The organism is Rhodanobacter hydrolyticus (assembly GCF_044904645.1).
Genome location: NZ_JADIKK010000008.1, coordinates 1644272 through 1660222, shown reverse-complemented (window position 1 = coordinate 1660222; position 15951 = coordinate 1644272). Strand labels below are relative to the sequence as shown.

Annotated in this window: 9 protein-coding genes; 3 read left to right on the top strand and 6 right to left on the bottom strand. The window is 66.8% G+C overall.

Going from position 1 to position 15951, the window contains the following annotated elements; all coding sequences use genetic code 11:
• Nucleotides 1-108 precede the first annotated feature (108 nt).
• The 4 genes from ISP25_RS10180 to pgmB all read right to left on the bottom strand — a co-directional run bounded on the left by ISP25_RS10180 (nt 109) and on the right by pgmB (nt 9478).
• Entirely contained in the window at nt 109-2343 is a 2235-nt protein-coding gene (locus tag ISP25_RS10180; RefSeq protein WP_404613629.1) for a glycosyl hydrolase family 95 catalytic domain-containing protein, read from the bottom strand.
• 23 nt (nt 2344-2366) lie between these two features.
• The gene (locus ISP25_RS10175) at nt 2367-3626 is read right to left on the bottom strand and encodes an MFS transporter (RefSeq protein ID WP_404613627.1); all 1260 of its coding nucleotides are present in this window, start codon (nt 3624-3626) and stop codon (nt 2367-2369) included.
• Nucleotides 3627-3787: 161 nt separating this feature from the next.
• Complete coding sequence (locus tag ISP25_RS10170; RefSeq protein ID WP_404613625.1) at nt 3788-6355, bottom strand: TonB-dependent receptor; 2568 nt, start codon at nt 6353-6355, stop codon at nt 3788-3790.
• Between the two features lie 15 nt (nt 6356-6370).
• Nucleotides 6371-9478, bottom strand: a complete 3108-nt coding sequence (gene pgmB / locus ISP25_RS10165) for a beta-phosphoglucomutase (protein ID WP_404613623.1) — start codon at nt 9476-9478, stop codon at nt 6371-6373.
• A gap of 258 nt (nt 9479-9736) precedes the next feature.
• Between pgmB and ISP25_RS10160 the strand changes: the two genes are divergently transcribed.
• A complete protein-coding gene (locus ISP25_RS10160; protein ID WP_404616298.1) occupies nt 9737-10696 on the top strand; it encodes a LacI family DNA-binding transcriptional regulator in 960 nt (319 codons plus the stop codon).
• A 22-nt stretch (nt 10697-10718) separates the two neighbouring features.
• On the opposite strand, the gene ISP25_RS10155 is transcribed toward ISP25_RS10160, so the two are convergent.
• The gene (locus tag ISP25_RS10155; RefSeq protein ID WP_404616297.1) at nt 10719-12299 is read right to left on the bottom strand and encodes a sensor histidine kinase; all 1581 of its coding nucleotides are present in this window, start codon (nt 12297-12299) and stop codon (nt 10719-10721) included.
• Nucleotides 12300-12888: 589 nt separating this feature from the next.
• Between ISP25_RS10155 and sucC the strand changes: the two genes are divergently transcribed.
• Complete coding sequence (gene sucC / locus ISP25_RS10150; RefSeq protein WP_192153752.1) at nt 12889-14049, top strand: ADP-forming succinate--CoA ligase subunit beta; 1161 nt, start codon at nt 12889-12891, stop codon at nt 14047-14049.
• 14 nt (nt 14050-14063) lie between these two features.
• Entirely contained in the window at nt 14064-14939 is an 876-nt protein-coding gene (gene sucD, locus ISP25_RS10145; RefSeq protein WP_192153754.1) for a succinate--CoA ligase subunit alpha, read from the top strand.
• A 64-nt stretch (nt 14940-15003) separates the two neighbouring features.
• Here the strand turns inward: sucD and ISP25_RS10140 are convergent, their stop codons facing one another.
• Nucleotides 15004-15912 carry a LysR family transcriptional regulator ArgP gene (locus tag ISP25_RS10140; protein ID WP_404613620.1) on the bottom strand — a complete coding sequence of 303 codons (909 nt, stop codon included), beginning with the start codon at nt 15910-15912 and terminating at the stop codon, nt 15004-15006.
• Nucleotides 15913-15951 lie beyond the last annotated feature (39 nt).

The following is a 15951-nucleotide window of genomic DNA, read 5'->3' as shown; positions in this document are numbered from 1 at the left end:
CGCAGGCCGGAATCCGGTAACCGCGGGGCATGGACCAGCCTTATCGCTGCTGGATTCCGGCCTGCGCCGGAATGACGGAGTGGAGGCGTGGGTTTCATCGGGAACTCTTCACAGCGCCTTTTGCACCAGTTTCGCCTTGCCTTCCGCATCGCGCTCGACGCTGATGTCGTAGCGCTTGCCGCGGAAGTCCACACCCTGGAGCGTGAGCGATTTCCACCCAGGCGGCAGCACCGGCGCGTAGGCAGGATCCAGCCCCTTGCCATCGATGCGCAGGCCGGTGAGGCCGTAGACCAGGCTCTGGATGTAGCCGGCCGAGGTGGCGAGGATATAGCCGGCGTTGTTGGCCACGGTCTCGGTGCGCACGTTGAACGGCGGCTTGAGGAAGCCCACGAGGTTGCGCTGCAGCCAGTCGCCGGCGGCCTTGCCGTCGCCCAGTTCCGCTTCGCCCACGGCCAGCATCACCATCATCATCTCGTTCGGATCGTCGCCGTGCGTCTTCAGTTCGTGCAACTGGAAGTCGAAGTCGTTGCGGCGCACGGCGTCGCTCATCGGCAGGTCGAGGTTGGGGTACATCAGCCACGCCAGCGAGGAACCCATCCAGGTGATCTTGTCGTGCGGCACCGACGGATCGAAGTCGTAGTGGCGCTGTGCGGCGTCGTCGAACGGTATGTACATCCGGTCTGCAATGCGCGACCACTGCGGGTCGGGCGTGGCGCCCACCAGCTTCGACGCCTCGACGGCGATGCGCAGCGCCTTCTGTGCGGCAGCGTTGGTGAAGGCGTCGTTGGGCACGTCGTTGTAGGCCTCGTCGGGCGAAGTGACGTGCAGGATCTCGTAGCGGTCGCGTGCCTTGTCGTAGGTGACGCGGCTGGTCCAGAACTCGGCCACGCCCTGGATCACCGGCCAGCCGTACTGCTTCAGCCAGGCCTGGTCGCCGCTGGCGAGCCAGTACTGCCACTGTGCGATGGCGACGTCGGCGTTGACGTGGATCTCGCGGTACACGTCGTAGGCGAAGTGCGGCGTGTTGTCGATGCCGGTCTGCGGGTCGGCTTCCCATGGATACATCAACCCCTTGGCGCCGTATTGCCGCGCGCGTTCGCGTGCCGGCTGCAAGGTGCGGTGGCGGAACATCACGATGGGCTTGGCGCGCTCGGGGTGCAGCAGGAGCAGTGCCGGGAACACCCACGAGTCGCTGTCCCAGAACGCGTGGCCGGCATAGTTGGGGGTCAGCGCGCAGGCACCCATCGGCCACGCCGTGCCGGTCGTGGTGTTGGACAGCAGGTAGTACAGGTCCGAATGCACCGCCTTCTGTACCTGCGGGTCGCCATCGACCACGATGTCGGATTGCCACAGCCCGTGCCATGCGTCGCGGTGGCGCGCGAGCAGTTTGTCGAAGCCGGCATCGCGCGCCTGCGTGGCGAGCGTGAGGTCGGCCCTGGCGTCGCCGCCCCAGCCTTCGCGCGAGAGGGCTACGTACTTGGTGAAGCTGTAGCGCTTGCCCTGTTCGACGTGCACCACAAGGTCGAGCGACAGCTTGTACGGCCCCCTCGACACCGTGGCGCTCTTCACCGCAATGCCGGGAGGCAACTCGAGCGCCGCCGCCTCGGCCATCGCGAGGCCCTGCTCGGCACGGCCGTCCAGCCACAGCGTGAGCGCCTTCGCATCGCCATCGTTCGACAGCACCTGCGTGTAGCCGGGGTACCACACCGCAGCGCGGTCGGGCGTGGGCACCGGCTTGTTGTCGAGGTTCTGCCCGCTGGCGATCACCGCAGCGATCATCTGGTCGCCGGTCATGCTGCCGATGGGAAACCGCGGCTGGTGTTCCGACCATAGCCGGATCGGGAAGCTGAGCTGCACGTCGCCGCTGAACGCCGGCGTGACGGTAAAGCGCACCGCGGCGAGATGCGGGTCGGCCTGGCTGACGAAACTCTGCACCTCCACGCCGGTGGACTTGTTCGCGTAGTCGAAGTCGTAGCGTGTGGTCAGCGTGGCGTCGTGCATGTCCAGCGTCTGCGCGTAGCCGGCGAAGATCTTCGCGTCCAGCCGCGTCGAATTGAGCCAGCCGCCGCCCGGGTTGTAATCGATCTCGTTCCAGCCGGGCACTGTGGCGGGACGGGCGATGTCACCCTTGCCGTAATCCATGAACGCGACCATGTAGCCGCGGTCGGGCTCCGTGCCGCGCGGCGAGGTCATCACCGAGAAATAGCCGTTCGCCAGGTAGCCGGGGAAATAGCTGCCGAAATCGTCGCTGGTGCCGGAGAGCAGGAAGCTTGGATCGGTAGCCGCCATCGCAGGGGCGGCGAACAGGGCCGCGAGGGCAAGGCAGGCGAGTCGGGTTTTCATGCGCGCTCCGGCGATGGTTGGTGTCATTCGGCCGCCAGACCGACGGTGACAGGGGAGTTCGAGCGATCCGTTTCGCGCTTGAAGAAGAACAGCGCCAGCAGCACCAGGCTCATCGGCAGCAGCGAGAAATAGAACGCGGCGATGCCGTCGAAGCGGGCGAATACGATGGCGGTGATGCGCGAGCCGAGCGTGCCGCCCAGCGCGGAGAAGATCACGATCAGTCCCGTCATCGCCGCGTGCGCGGGTTTGGGCAGCGAGCTGAGCACCACCGAGTTGATGACTGGGTAGATCGGCGCCATCAGCAGCCCGACCAGCGGGAACAGCCACGCAGCAGCGGGTGCGTTGCGCCAGCCGACCGTGGCGCCGGGTTCGACGCCGCGCGCCAGCGGCAGGCTCACCATCACGATGACCGCCATGCCGACCACGCAGAAGTTGAGCAAGGTGTACCAATGCATGCGCCGCAAGGCCTGGCCCGCGGCCAGCCGTCCCAGCGCGATGGTGCCGGGCAGGATGCTGGCCAGCTGGATGCTCATCGCGTTCGGCAGCTTGAGGATCTCGTTGTTGAAGGTGGGCAGCCAGGTGGAGAAGCTCTGTTCGATCAGCACGTAGAGGAAGGCCGAGATCAGGAACACGTAGACCAGCGGTCGCGCGAACAATTGCAGCATTTCGACCAGCGAGCCTTTGATCGTGGTGGTGCGCGTGTTGCGCGCCGCCGACTCGTCCATGCGCGAACCGGCGAGCAGCACGATCACCAGCATGCACAGCGCGGCCAGCACCCAGTACACGCGCAACCACACAAGGTCGGCGGGTGCAGCGTGGTTGATGAAAGCGCTGAACAGCCAGTTGCCGGCGAGCACGCCGAGCATGAACGTGCCTTCGATAGTCGAGGTGAGGCGCCCATGCGCGGCGCGATCAGCGGTCAGCAGGCCGATCGAGGAGTACACGCCGACCTTGGCCAGCGCGAACGAGATGCCCACGCAGGTGAACAGCACCTCGGTGGTGCGGAAGCCCGGCCACAGCGGCATCAGCGCGCAGGCGACGCCGAGCAGCGCCAGCGCCAGGATCATCGCGCGCCGGTAGCCGATCAGCGGCAGGAAGGAAGCCACGCCGAAGGAGACCACGGCGATGGTGAGGTCCTTGAACAGTTCGAGCAGGCTGGCTTCGGTCTTGCCCACGCCGAAGCTGGCGATGGATTGCAGGATCACCGTGCCCACGCTGTTGAGCAGGATCGCGAAGACCACATAGGTCAGCGCGAGTGCGGCGATCATGCGGTAACGGTTCATGCACACCTCGTGGTGGCGAGCTTCGCAGAAAAAGACGGCCCGGGTCGCCATCGCGCAATCCGGGCCGGAACGCGGGGAGAGCTGTTGTTGCGGGAGCTTCCGTACCCTGCCGTCGTTTCCGCGTGTGCGTCGCGGCGGCAGGGGGCGGCTTCAGGCTTGCATCAGAACTGGTACTTCACCTGGAAGGTGTACTGGTGGCCTTCCAGCGTGCGGGCCAGCAGCACGCCGGACGCGTCGGTGGCGTTGCCCGCGATGCGCGAGTTCGACTCGGTCAGGCCCAGCGTGTCGGTGACGTTGGAGCCGAGCAGGGTGAACACCCAGTGCTTGTCGTAGGTGTATTGCGCGCCGACATTGAAGTCGGTGTAGCTGCCCAGCTGCTGCAGCGCGAGCTGGTCCTGGGTGTGCGGGCCCACGTATTCCATCGTGGCCCACAGGCGCAGGTCGCCCTGCGGCATGCTGAAGTGCAGGGACGGCGTGATGCGCACCTGGAACTTGGGCTGGCGTTGCAACTGCTTGCCCTCGTAGGTGCTGACGAACTCGCCGGTTGGGTTGTCCGACGTCGGCAGGCCGTAGAACACCGCGTCGCCTTCGAAGTGCGAATAGTGTCCCTGCATCCAATCGCCCGAGGCGGTGATCGAGAACACCTGGTCCGGCGTGGTGGCCCGTACCGCGAAGTTCAGGCCCTTGGTGTCCGACCCGTAGGTGGAATAGCCGCCCAGCGGCACGCCCAGTATCGATGGCTGGTAGGACAGGCCGTTGAACTGGCGGTGGTAGAACGCCAGGTCGGCGCTAAGCAGATCGGACGAGTACTTGTAGCCCACCTCGAAGTTCTGGATGGTCAGCAGCGGCGGCGTGTTGCCGGTGGTGTTGCCGCGCATGTCGTCGAAGCTGTTGAAATGCGCACCCTTGTTGGCGCGGGCGTAGATGGCCATGTCGTCGCTGAGCTTGTAGGTGGCACCCAGCGTCCACGAGGTGTGGGTCTTGTCGTAGTCGGTGACCGAGTAGGAGCCGTTGCACATCGCCACGGCGTTGTCGTACAGCGTGTAGGCGTTGCCGTCGATATTGACGTTGGAGAGGTTGCACACGGTGTTGCGCGCGTTCTCGTTCTCCACGCGGGCCGACGCGTCGAAGATCCACTGGTCGAGCTTCCACGTATCGGACAGGTAGAACGCCTTGTTGTCGGATTCGCCGTTCTCGGTGATGTTGTAGCCGCCGTTGTAGATCAGGCCCTGGCTGTTGGTGACGTAGTAGGTCTTGCCGCCTTGCACGTAGCTCACCGCGATAGGCGTGGCGTTCGGCGTGTTGGTCATCAGCATCGGGTTGCCGAGCGACCAGCGGTCGTCGTCGGTGTAGTGCGCCAGGTACAGGCCGGCGGTCAGCGTATTGCCGTCGAACAGATCCCTGCTGACGCGGAAGTCGTTGATCACGCTGTGCAGATTCTTGTGGATGTGCCACAGGCCCTGGCTGATCACGTCCAGGTTGGGATTGGTGATCGTGCCGGTGCCGTTGGTGTAGCTGGCGTTGTACACGGCGCCGGTGGGAACGGTGTTGTCCGGGTAGGTGCCGGCGGTGTTTTCCCAGCTGCTCAGCGACTGCGGATTGGAGCCCGAGAACAGCGCGTTGGTGTCCATGTTGCCGCCGTCGACGAGGAACTTGTCGCTGACTGTCCAGCCGTCGCCGAAGTCCCAGTCGAAGTTGACGCCGAAGAAGCCGAGCTGCGCGCCGCGCCCGTTGGCGAGGTTCACGCCGGTGCCGCCGCCCGGGTAGCTTTCCAGATAGGTGTGCTGCATCGCGCTGCTGTAATACGTGCTGGTCAGCGGGTCGAAGCCGGGGTAGTCGGAGAAGATGCCCGAACGATCCTGGATCAACGGCACCGGGGTGATGAACTGGTTCTTGTCGTCGAGGCCGCGCGTCCAGAACACCAGCGAGCCGTTGTCCCAGTCCTTGGTCAGCGTGGCCGTGAGCTGGCCGCCCTTGTCGGCGGCGTACTGCGGATCGCGCACGCCGTTGGAGTCGCGGTAGAAGCCGCCCACGCTGCCGTACCAGCCGTTCTTGCCGATCGGGAAGCCGTAGAAGCCGTCGATGCGGCGCAGGTCGCCCGTGCCGTAGGTGACGCCGATGTCGCCGGACGGCGTGTCGGTGCCCTGCTTGAGGATGTAGTTGGAGGTGAGGCCGATCTGACCGTCGCCGAAGACCACCGACGGGCCGCCCTGCAGCAGCTCCACATGGTCGACGGTGTCGTCGAGGCGGAACATCGAGCTCTGCTCGAAGAACGACAGCGACGGCATGCCGTAAAGCGGCGTGCCCATGATCTGGTTGGTGTAGAACGGCGCGTCGCCGCCGCCCGGAAAGCCGGCGATCTCGACGTTGGCGCCGGTTTCGCCGCCGGAGGATTCCGGCCACACGCCGGGCGAAAGCTTCAGCAGGTCGGCAGCACTGCGCGGGTTGATCTGCTGGATCTGCGCATCGGTGGCGGTGGTGATCGAATAACTGGCGTCGATCTTGCGCACGCCGGCATTGCTGGCCGAGCCGGTGACGACGACCTGCTCCAGCGACTGCACGGATTTGCCGTTCTTCGCGTTGCTCTTGGCCTTCTGCGTAGCGTTGGTGGCGACGGTCGGCGCGCTGCTGGCGTTCTGGCCGTTGTCCTGCGCCTGTGCGGTGCCGGATGCCAGCGCAGCCGCGATCGCCGCGGACAACGTCAAGCTTGTAAGTATGCGAGCACTCATGTTCTGACTCCCCGTTCAGTTCGGATTGCAAAGTGAGACGGCGTCGGCGCGAAGCCGTGCCGGTGGGCCGCTTTTCGTTCTTATCCGGTCGATGTCGAACGCGGCGATGTTCGGCAACAACACGTCGGCCTCGGCCAGGGCATCCGCCCGACCGATGCCTACCGCCGCCATCCCCGCGGCGTGAATGCTGGCGATGCCCGCTGCGGCGTCTTCCACGCCGAGGCAGTCGGCCGGCGCCAGGCCGAGGCCGGCGGCAGCGGCGAGATAGATTTCCGGGTCGGGCTTCGAATGCGTGATGTGACTGGCATCGACCACGTAGTCGAACAGGTCGGCGATGCCCAGCCGCTCGATGAGTCGTGGCGCGTTGCGGCTGGCCGAGGCCAATGCGGTCTTCAGCCCCGCGTGGCGCACCGATTCCACCGCGGCGCGGGCGCCGGGGAGCAGGTTGTTCGGGTCGAGGTGCTCGATGAGTTCGGCGTAGCGGGCGTTCTTGCGTGCGGCAAGCTCGGCCTTTTCCGCATCGCCGTAGCGGCGCGGTGCGTGTTCCAGCAGGATCTCGAGCGAACCCATGCGGTCCACGCCCTTCATGCGCTCGGCGGTCGCTTCGTCGAGCGGCGCGTCGATCTCGGCGGCCAGTTGCTGCCACGCGGCGCGGTGCAGCACGGCGGTATCGGCGAGTACGCCGTCGAGGTCGAAGACCACGGCCTTCAGTTCGTGCGCTGGCGCAGCCGGGTGCGCCAGCTGCAGGGTTTCGCCCTTGCGCAGGCGCTGCGGCTCGCCACGATGCAGAAAGTCGAGCATGTCGCCGTCGAGCAGTGTGTAGCGCGCACCGGCGGCATCCACCTCCACGCGCAGTTGCGTATCGCGCCAGCGCAGCCCGAAGCGATAGCCGCGCCAGGGCTGCGGCAACTGCGGCGCCAGTGCGGGCTGGCCGTTGCGCACGCGCAAGCCGCCGAAGCCCCAGGTCAGCGCCAGCCAGCTGCCGGCCATCGCCGCCATGTGCAGCCCGTGGGCGGCGTTGCCGTGCAGGTCGTCCAGATCCACGCGCAGCGTGTCGAGGAAGTAGCGGTAGGCCTGCGCCGCGCGTCCGGTCTCGGCGGCGAGCACCGCGAAGGTGGAGGCGGAGAGCGTGGAATCGTGGACGGTGACGCCTTCGTAGTAGTCGAAGTTGCGCCGCTTCGCGGCTGCGTCCACGTCTTCGCCGGCCAGCATCAAGGCGAGCAGGGTATCGGCCTGCTTGCATACCTGATGGCGGTAGATGGTCAGTGGGTGCCAGTGCAGCAGCAGTGGCCGCAGCGCCGGGTCGTCCATCTGTTCGGGCGGGATCCGCGGTTTGTCGAGGAAGCCGTCGTCCTGCGGGAAGATGCCCAGTTCGGCGTCTTCCGCCAGATACATCGCGTCTGCGGCATGCCGCCACTGGGCGGCCTCGTCCGCGTCCAGATCGATGCGCTTCGCCAGTGCGGCGTGCTCGGCCGGATGGGTGGCGAGCAACCACTCGACGGTGGCCGCGGCGTCACGCAGGTGCCGCTGCGCCATGCGGTTGGTGTAGTGGTTGTTGTCGACCAGGGCGGAGTATTCGTCCGGCCCGGTGACCTCGTGGATGCAGAAGGCGCCGCCGCGGCGCGGGTTGTAGTGGCCGACTTGCAGCCAGACGCGCGCGGTCTCGCATAGCATTTCCGCGCCCAGATCGCGCAGGAAGGCTTCGTCGCCGCTGGCGTCCACGTACAGGCGGATCGCCCAGGCCACCGCCGCATTGATGTGGTATTGCGCGGAGCCGCCGGGAAAGTAGGCCGAACATTCGTCGCCGGCGATGGTGCGCCAGGGATACAGCGCACCGCGTGCGTGGTTCAGCTCACGGGCGTGGATGCGGGCGCGATCCAGTGTGGCGTGGCGCCAGGCCAGCATGTGCCGCGCCAGTGCTGGCGCCGTCGTGGCCAGCACCGGCAGCATGAAGGCCTCGGCATCCCAGAAGCAGTGGCCTTCGTAGCCCTCGCCGGTGAGACCCTTGGCCGCGACGCTGCCTTGGTCGTTGCGGCTGCCGGACTGGAACAGCTGGAACAGATTGAAGCGCAGCGCCTGCTCCACTTCAGGGGCGCCGTCGATGGCGATATCGGATGCCCGCCACAGCGCGGCGAGTTGCCCTGCCTGGTCGGCCAACAGGGAGGGGAAGCCTGCGTGGCCGGCCGATTCCAGCGTGGCCTTTGCGCTGGTCAGCAGGACAGGGTGGGAGCTTGCGTCGGCGGTGGGTTGCGACCAAGACCAGGCGGCGAACTTGTCCAGCACCACGTCGCTGCCGGGAGCGAGTTCGGCCGCCCAGACCTGCGCCACGCCGTGCGGCGTGCGTGCGGCGCCTTGAAACGCCAACGCGCCGTCGGCCGCAAGGCGATGGGTCTGCGCACAGACCACTCGGATGCCGCTGTGCGTGGTGCGCTGGCTCAGCCAGGCGACGTCGGCGTCGGCGTGGGCGTCATCCAGATGCAGGCCGCCGCTCAGGTGCGCGCCGATACGCGGGTCGTCGCCCTGGGTCACGGCGGTACGTACGGTATCGATGGCCGACTCCAGCGCGATGGGGCCGCGGTAGTCGATCGAGCGCACCCGGTAACGGATCGCCAGCAAGCCGGGGCGGTCCAGCGCCACTAACCGTTCCGAGCTGATTTCCAGTGTGCCGCCGCCCGGCGCGCGCCAACGCAGGGTGCGCCGGTAGCTGCCGTTGCGCAGATCGAGCCGGCGTTCCAGTGCCAGCCATTCGCCGTCGTCCAGCTGCACCGGGACATCGCCCAGCCGCAGCCGGATGCGGCTGGCGTCGGCCACCGGCACGCGCGTGTCGGTATTGCGGGCGTATCCGGTGAAGCGTTCGTGGTAGGCGATGGGCGAGCGTTCCCATACGCCAGCAAGGAAGCAGCCCTGGCTCGGGCTGTCGTCTTCCTCCAGCCCGCCACGCACGCCCAGCGATCCGTTGGCGAGGGCAAAGAGGCTCTCGTCCTGGGCAAAGCCTGCACGATCGCGGCCATGACGCACGAGCTGCCAGGGATCGGCTGTGCCGGTGGCATGCATCGCCGAGCCCGCATCGGCGGACAAGGCGGGCGTGGCCGCATCGTGTGTCTGCACGTGGTTCCCTCGCATGGTTGCATGCCGCGACGGCATCTATCCGGGCGCAGCATACGGGCGAATGATATCGATATCAAGATATCGATATCATTCGCTGCGAAGCCGTCTCGGGCGGCTTGCGGGCTGGATGTCGGCGCATTGAACCCTTCGGCTTTGCGGGCCACACTAGCCGTCGCCAAGGCCGGCCTCCCGCCGCCTGCACTCTTGCCCGAGGGCCGTTGCGTGAGCCACGCCAAGAAGAAGTCTCCCGCCGCGGCACAGCCCGGTTTGACCATGGCGGATCTGGCGAAGCTGGCGGGGGTTTCCAAGATCACCGTGTCGCGGGCGCTGGGCGACAGCCCGCTAGTGACAGCCGAAACCCGCGAGCGCATCCAGGCGCTGGCCCGCAAGCATGGCTACAAGCTCAACGTCAGCGCACGCAACCTGCGGCTGCGGCGCAGCCATACCGTGGCGGTGATCGTGGAGATGAAGCCTTCGTCCAGCCGCACCATGTGGGATCCCTACCCGCTGTCACTGCTGGGCGGCATTTCGCAGGAATTGACCTCGGCCGGCTACAGCGTGCTGCTGACCACCCGCCATGACGCGGCGAACGCCGCGGTGCAGGCGGCCGACGGGTTGATCCTGCTGGGCCAGGGCGAACACGAGGACGCGGTGAAGCTGTACGACCGCATGGGCTTGCCGATGGTGGTGTGGGGCGCCGAATCCGCGCGGGACAACCACATCGTGGTGGGCAGCGACAACCGGCACAGCGGCGTCAGCGTGGCCGAGCGCTTCCTGTCGATCGGGCGGCGCCATCCGGTATTCATCGGCAACTCCGACCATCCCGAGATGGCGCAGCGCCTGCATGGCTTCGTCGACGAGCTGGCCGGTCACGGCATCAAGCCGCTGCTGCTGCGCCGGGTGGACTGGACGCTGGAATCGGGCGTCGAAGCGGTGCGCTCGCTGGCCGCCCGCAAGGTGCATTTCGACTCGATCTTCGCCTGCAGCGACCTGTTGGCGATGGGCGCGATCCGCGCGCTGGTGGAGCTGGGGCTGTCGGTGCCGAACGACGTCTCGGTGGTGGGCTACGACGACACCCCGCATGGCGCCAGCTTCCTGCCGCCGCTGTCCAGCGTTCGGCAGAACTGGCAGGAGGGTGGCGTGCTGCTGGCGCGCAAGGTGCTTGCGCTGATCGACGGGCTTCCAGTGTCTTCGCAGGTGTTGCCCACCAGCCTGGTCGTGCGCGCAACCTGAGGTCGCGGACAGGCTCTGAGCTTCAGGTACCCGTTGCCTCGCCCGCCATGCGGCCCATCTGCGCCGGCGTGAGCACCAGCCGGAAGCAGCTGCCGCCGCCCGCCACGCGCACGTATTCCAGCGAAGCCTGGTTCGCCTCGGCCATCTGCCGTGCCAGGTACAGGCCGAGGCCGGTGCCGTATTCGTGGGTGGTGTAGAACGGTTCGAAGATCTGCGTGGCCACCTTGGGCGCGATGCCGGGACCGCGGTCGGTGACTTCCAGGATGGGCTCGCCGTGCTCGCCGGTGCGCACGATCACGATCACGCGTGCCGGTTCCCCGGGCATGCGGCCATAGCGCAGTGCGTTCTGCACCAGGTTCCACGCCACTTGCTGCAGTTGCTGCGGGTCGGCCAGCGCGGCCACCGCGGTGGGGCCGCCCACGACCACGCGCAGCGTGTCGTTGCCGATGTCGTTGCCTTGCTTGTACTCGTCCACGAAGCTCTGCGCCCAGCGCCCGAGATCCAGCGTTTCCGGGCGCGAGCGCTCGCGTCGCGACAGCTGCAGGATGTTCTCGATGATCTCGTTGAGCCGCACGCAGTGGTTGTTGATGATCTCGACCATGCGCTGGTCGGCGCTGTCCATGCTTTCCGACTCGGCCAGCAGCTGCGCCGAGTAGCGGATCGCCGCCAGCGGGTTGCGGATTTCGTGCGCGATCGAGGCAGACAGGCGGCCCAGCGAACTGAGCGTGAGCTCCTCGGCGCGGCGCGACACCAGCGAGGTGTCGTCGAGGAAGATCAGCACCAGCGAATCGTCGTTCGGTGCGAGGCGGGAGAACCGAGGCACCACTTCGGGCACGCCGTCGGCGAGCTGGGTGGCGGTTTCGTCCAGCTTGCCGGAAGTCATCCAGTGGTACAGGCGGCGCGACAGTTCCGGCGCGAGGCGGCCGAGATCGCGCTGTTCGGCGCTGGGGTTGCCCAGCAGCATCCATGCCGATTCGTTGATCTGGTGGATGCGGTTGGCGTCGTCCACCAGCAGCACGCCGGTTTTCATGCGGCGGATGATGAGTTCGTTGACCTGCGAGAGGTTGGCCAGGTCGGTGCTGCGTTGTTCGGCCAGGGCCTCGCTGGCGCGCAGTTGCCGGCTCAGCACGTGGCACAGCGTGGTGATGGCGAAATAAGCCACGCCGAACAACGCCGATTCCAGCAGGCTGCTTTCGCCGCCACCGCCACCGCCGTGCTGGATGAACAGGGCGCGGCCGAGCAGGCCCAGCGTGGCCAGTGCGGCGAAGAAGCTGGAAACCCGCAGCGACAGGATCAATGCGCCCACGCCAAGGTTCACCGCCAGCATCATCGCGATGCCGATGCGGGAGTAGTCGATCGCACTCAGCGCCAGCACCGCGGCGATGATGTCCACCACCAGCCAGATCGATACGGCCGCCTTCGCGTAAGGCACGCAGCGTCGGGTCAGCGCCAGCGCCGCCACCGCAAACAGCAGATAAGGCAGGGTCACCACGAGAGCGAAGCGCAGCGATTCCAGCGACAGGCCGTGAATCTGCGCGGGCGCGAACGCCAGTCCGATGTACACCAGCGCCTGCATCAACCGGAAGCCGTTGAAGAACAGCATCTCGTGGCGGATCGCCGCCGGAATGGGGCGTGGGGCGTTGAGCTGCGGCAGGGCGGGGTTGGACACGACGTTCGGCGCTCCGGGGCGGTCTGGACAGAGTATATGTTCCATACCTTCCGCGTGGCCCGCGCCGGGAGCTGTATGCACGCAGGCCAAGCAAGAAAGGGGGGAGTCCATGATGGACTCGGCCATGAGCGGCGAGAAGTGGACGTCCGTCCACGACCGAGTGATGACGCCACCATAAGGGCAAACAGACCCGGCTTTTCGGGCAGCCCTGCCGTAGCCGCAAGACCTGACCTGCCAGTCAGGAGGGCGTTGCGCCGCTCACTGCCGCCCGGCGGCCGCGGCAGGGTAATGAGGGCCACGCAGAGGCCTGGAGCAGGCATCGCAGGATGAGCGGTTTGGCCCGCCCCTTTCCATTGGGGGCCGCTTCCGCGAAAATGGGCGGCCGTTTCGCGCCGTTCCTGTCCTCTCGGGCATGGCGCCGCGCATCGACATGCCGGCAGCGTCCGCGCCGCCCGACTCCCCCAGCCCGCGCCGCGCTCTTTCCGCGCGAGGCCGTGTTTCCCCGTTCGCTCGAGGCTTTCGAATGAATTTCCACGAATATCAGGCCAAAGAACTGTTCGCGCAGTACGGCATCAACGTACCGCCGGGCAAGGTCGCCAACTCTCCCGATGCCGCCGTCGACGCCGCCAAGGCGCTGGGCGGTACCCAATGGATGGTCAAGGCGCAGATCCACGCAGGCGGCCGCGGCAAGGCCGGCGGCGTGAAGTTCTGCCGCAGCCTGGACGACGTGCGCGCCGCCGCCAAGGGCATGCTGGGCACCAAGATGGAGACCTACCAGTCCGCCGGCCGTGCGCTGCCGGTGAACCTGGTGCTGGTCACCGACGCCACCGACATCGCCAAGGAGCTGTACCTGTCGATCCTGGTGGACCGCGATTCCAAGTCCGTCTCCTTCATCGCCTCCAAGCACGGCGGCGTGGATATCGAGCAGGTGGCCAAGGACACCCCCGAGGACATCCACACCATCGTGGTGGACTTCGTGGAAGGCCTGCAGCCCTACCAGTGCCGCCAGCTCGGCTTCGCGATGGACCTCAACGCCAAGCAGGTCGGGCAGCTGACCAAGATCATGCTGGGCCTGTACAAGCTGTTCAACGAGAAGGACCTCTCGCTGGTCGAGCTGAACCCGCTCGCCATCCTCGCCGACGGCAACCTCGCCGCGCTGGACGGCAAGGTGAACTCCGACGACAACGCCGAGTTCCGCCACGCCGACCTCGCCGCGATGCGCGACCTCACGCAGGAAGACGCCGCCGAGGCGGCTGCGGTGCAGAACAACCTCAACTACGTGACGATGGACGGCACCATCGGCTGCATGGTCAACGGCGCCGGCCTGGCCATGGCCACCATGGACGTGATCAAGCTGGCGGGCGGCGAGCCGGCCAACTTCCTCGATGTGGGCGGCGGCGCCACCAAGGAGCGCGTCACCGAGGCGTTCAAGCTGATCACCTCGTCCGACAAGGTCAAGGCCATCCTGGTCAACATCTTCGGCGGCATCGTCCGCTGCGACATGATCGCCGAGGGCATCATCGCCGCGGTGAAGGAAGTGGGCCTGAAGATTCCGGTGGTGGTGCGACTGCAGGGCACCAACGTCGAGAAGGGCCGCGAACTGCTGGCCAACTCCGGCCTGGCGATCACGCCGGCCGACGATCTCAACGACGCGGCGCAGAAAGCCGTGGCCGCCGCGAAGTGAGGAGCAACTAAGTCATGTCCGTTCTCATCAACAAGAACACCAAGGTGCTGGTGCAGGGCTTCACCGGCCAGCAGGGCACCTTCCACGCGCAGCAGGCGATCGACTACGGCACCAAGGTCGTGGGCGGCGTCACCCCCGGCAAGGGCGGCAGCGAGCACATCGGCCTGCCGGTCTTCAATTCGGTGGACGAAGCCGTTCTGGAAACCGGCGCCGACGCCTCCGTCATCTTCGTGCCGCCGCCGTTCGCGGCCGATTCGATCCTCGAAGCGGTCGACGCCGGCATCAAGGTCATCGTAGCGATCACCGAAGGCATCCCGGTGCTGGACATGCTGCGCGTGAAGAACGTGCTGGCGCAGCATCCGGAAACCGTGCTGATCGGGCCGAACTGCCCCGGCGTGATCACCCCGGGCGAATGCAAGATCGGCATCATGCCGGGCCACATCCACCAGCCGGGCAAGGTCGGCATCGTGTCACGCTCCGGCACCCTGACCTATGAAGCCGTGTTCCAGACCACCAACGAAGGCCTGGGCCAGTCCACCTGCATCGGCATCGGCGGCGACCCGATCAACGGCCTCAGCTTCATCGACTGCCTCAAGCTGTTCCAGGACGATCCGCAGACCGAAGGCATCATCATGGTCGGCGAGATCGGCGGTTCGGCCGAGGAAGATGCCGCCGAGTTCATCGGCGAATACGTCAAGAAGCCGGTGGTGTCCTTCATCGCCGGCGCCTCGGCCCCGGCGGGCAAGCGCATGGGCCATGCCGGTGCGATCATCTCCGGCGGCAAGGGCACGGCGGCGGCGAAGTTCGCGGCGCTGGAGAAAGCCGGCGTCACCACGGTGAAGTCGCCTGCCGACCTCGGCAAGACGCTCGCCAAGCTGATGAAGAAGTAAAACCGGGTCCATCCGACCGGTACGGGAAGGGCCGCTTCGTGCGGCCCTTCCTGTTTTCTGGCGCCTACGAGGAAGCGCGTGCGTTGCGCAGGCCGTGACGGGCCGCATGCAGCAGCGCCTCGGTGACCTTGGCCAATGCGGTCGAGCGGATCGACCAGTGTTGCCAATACAACGGCACGTCCAGCCACCGCCGGGGCGCGATTGGCTGCAGCGAGCCCAGGGCGAAGGGTTGTTCCAGCATGGCCTCCGGCGCCATCGCCCAGCCCAGGCCCAGCGCCGCGCCTTCCACGAAGGCAGTGGAGGAGGGCAGGTAATGCATGGGCGGGGCCAGCCGGGCATGGGTCACGCTGCGGATGAAGCGCCATTGCAGAGCGTCCTTGCGGTTGAACACCAGCATCGGCGCCGCGCCCAGCGATGCTGCATCCAGGCCTTTGGAGAAATGCTTCGCGACGAAAGCAGGCGAGGCAATCGGCAGGTAGCGCATCACCCCCAGCTTCTTCACCGTGCAGCCCTGCACGGGGCGGGCGTCCGCGGTGATCGCGCCGAGCACCGAGCCGTCGCGCAGCAGGTCGACGGAATGATCCTGGTCCTCCACCCGCACGTCGAACAGCAGCCCGTCGTGCTGGTGCGGTTCGACCAGGGCGCCGAGCGCCCAGGTGGCAAGGGAGTCTGCGTTCACGGCAATGGCTATCGTGACCGGCGCGGTGTGCGTCGCTTCGACGGCGAAGTCGCCGAGAATCTCTGCCTCCAGCAGGCGCATCTGCTGCACGCCGCGCAGCAGTCGCTCACCCGCCGGCGTGGCCCGGCTGGGCGATTGGCGCAACACCAGCACCTGACCCAGGCGATCTTCCAGCGCCTTGATGCGTTGCGAGACGGCCGATGGGGTCAACGCGAGCCGTCGCGCGGCGCCATCGAAGCTGCCTTCGTCCAGTACGGCGACGAAGGCGGCCAGTTGGGGGTTGAGCATTCGCATGGGCGCACTCGAAATTAGAAAATCTGAATTGACTTAAGC

Excerpts from the sequence above, each read along its gene's own strand:
- ISP25_RS10180 (WP_404613629.1), bottom strand. The coding sequence starts at position 2,343 with ATGAAAACCCGACTCGCCTGCCTTGCCCTCGCGGCCCTGTTCGCCGCC.
- ISP25_RS10155 (WP_404616297.1), bottom strand. The coding sequence starts at position 12,299 with ATGCTGTTCTTCAACGGCTTCCGGTTGATGCAGGCGCTGGTGTACATC.
- ISP25_RS10160 (WP_404616298.1), top strand. The coding sequence starts at position 9,737 with ATGGCGGATCTGGCGAAGCTGGCGGGGGTTTCCAAGATCACCGTGTCG.
- pgmB (WP_404613623.1), bottom strand. The coding sequence starts at position 9,478 with ATGCGAGGGAACCACGTGCAGACACACGATGCGGCCACGCCCGCCTTG.
- sucC (WP_192153752.1), top strand. The coding sequence starts at position 12,889 with ATGAATTTCCACGAATATCAGGCCAAAGAACTGTTCGCGCAGTACGGC.
- sucD (WP_192153754.1), top strand. The coding sequence starts at position 14,064 with ATGTCCGTTCTCATCAACAAGAACACCAAGGTGCTGGTGCAGGGCTTC.
- ISP25_RS10170 (WP_404613625.1), bottom strand. The coding sequence starts at position 6,355 with ATGAGTGCTCGCATACTTACAAGCTTGACGTTGTCCGCGGCGATCGCG.
- ISP25_RS10175 (WP_404613627.1), bottom strand. The coding sequence starts at position 3,626 with ATGAACCGTTACCGCATGATCGCCGCACTCGCGCTGACCTATGTGGTC.
- ISP25_RS10140 (WP_404613620.1), bottom strand. The coding sequence starts at position 15,912 with ATGCGAATGCTCAACCCCCAACTGGCCGCCTTCGTCGCCGTACTGGAC.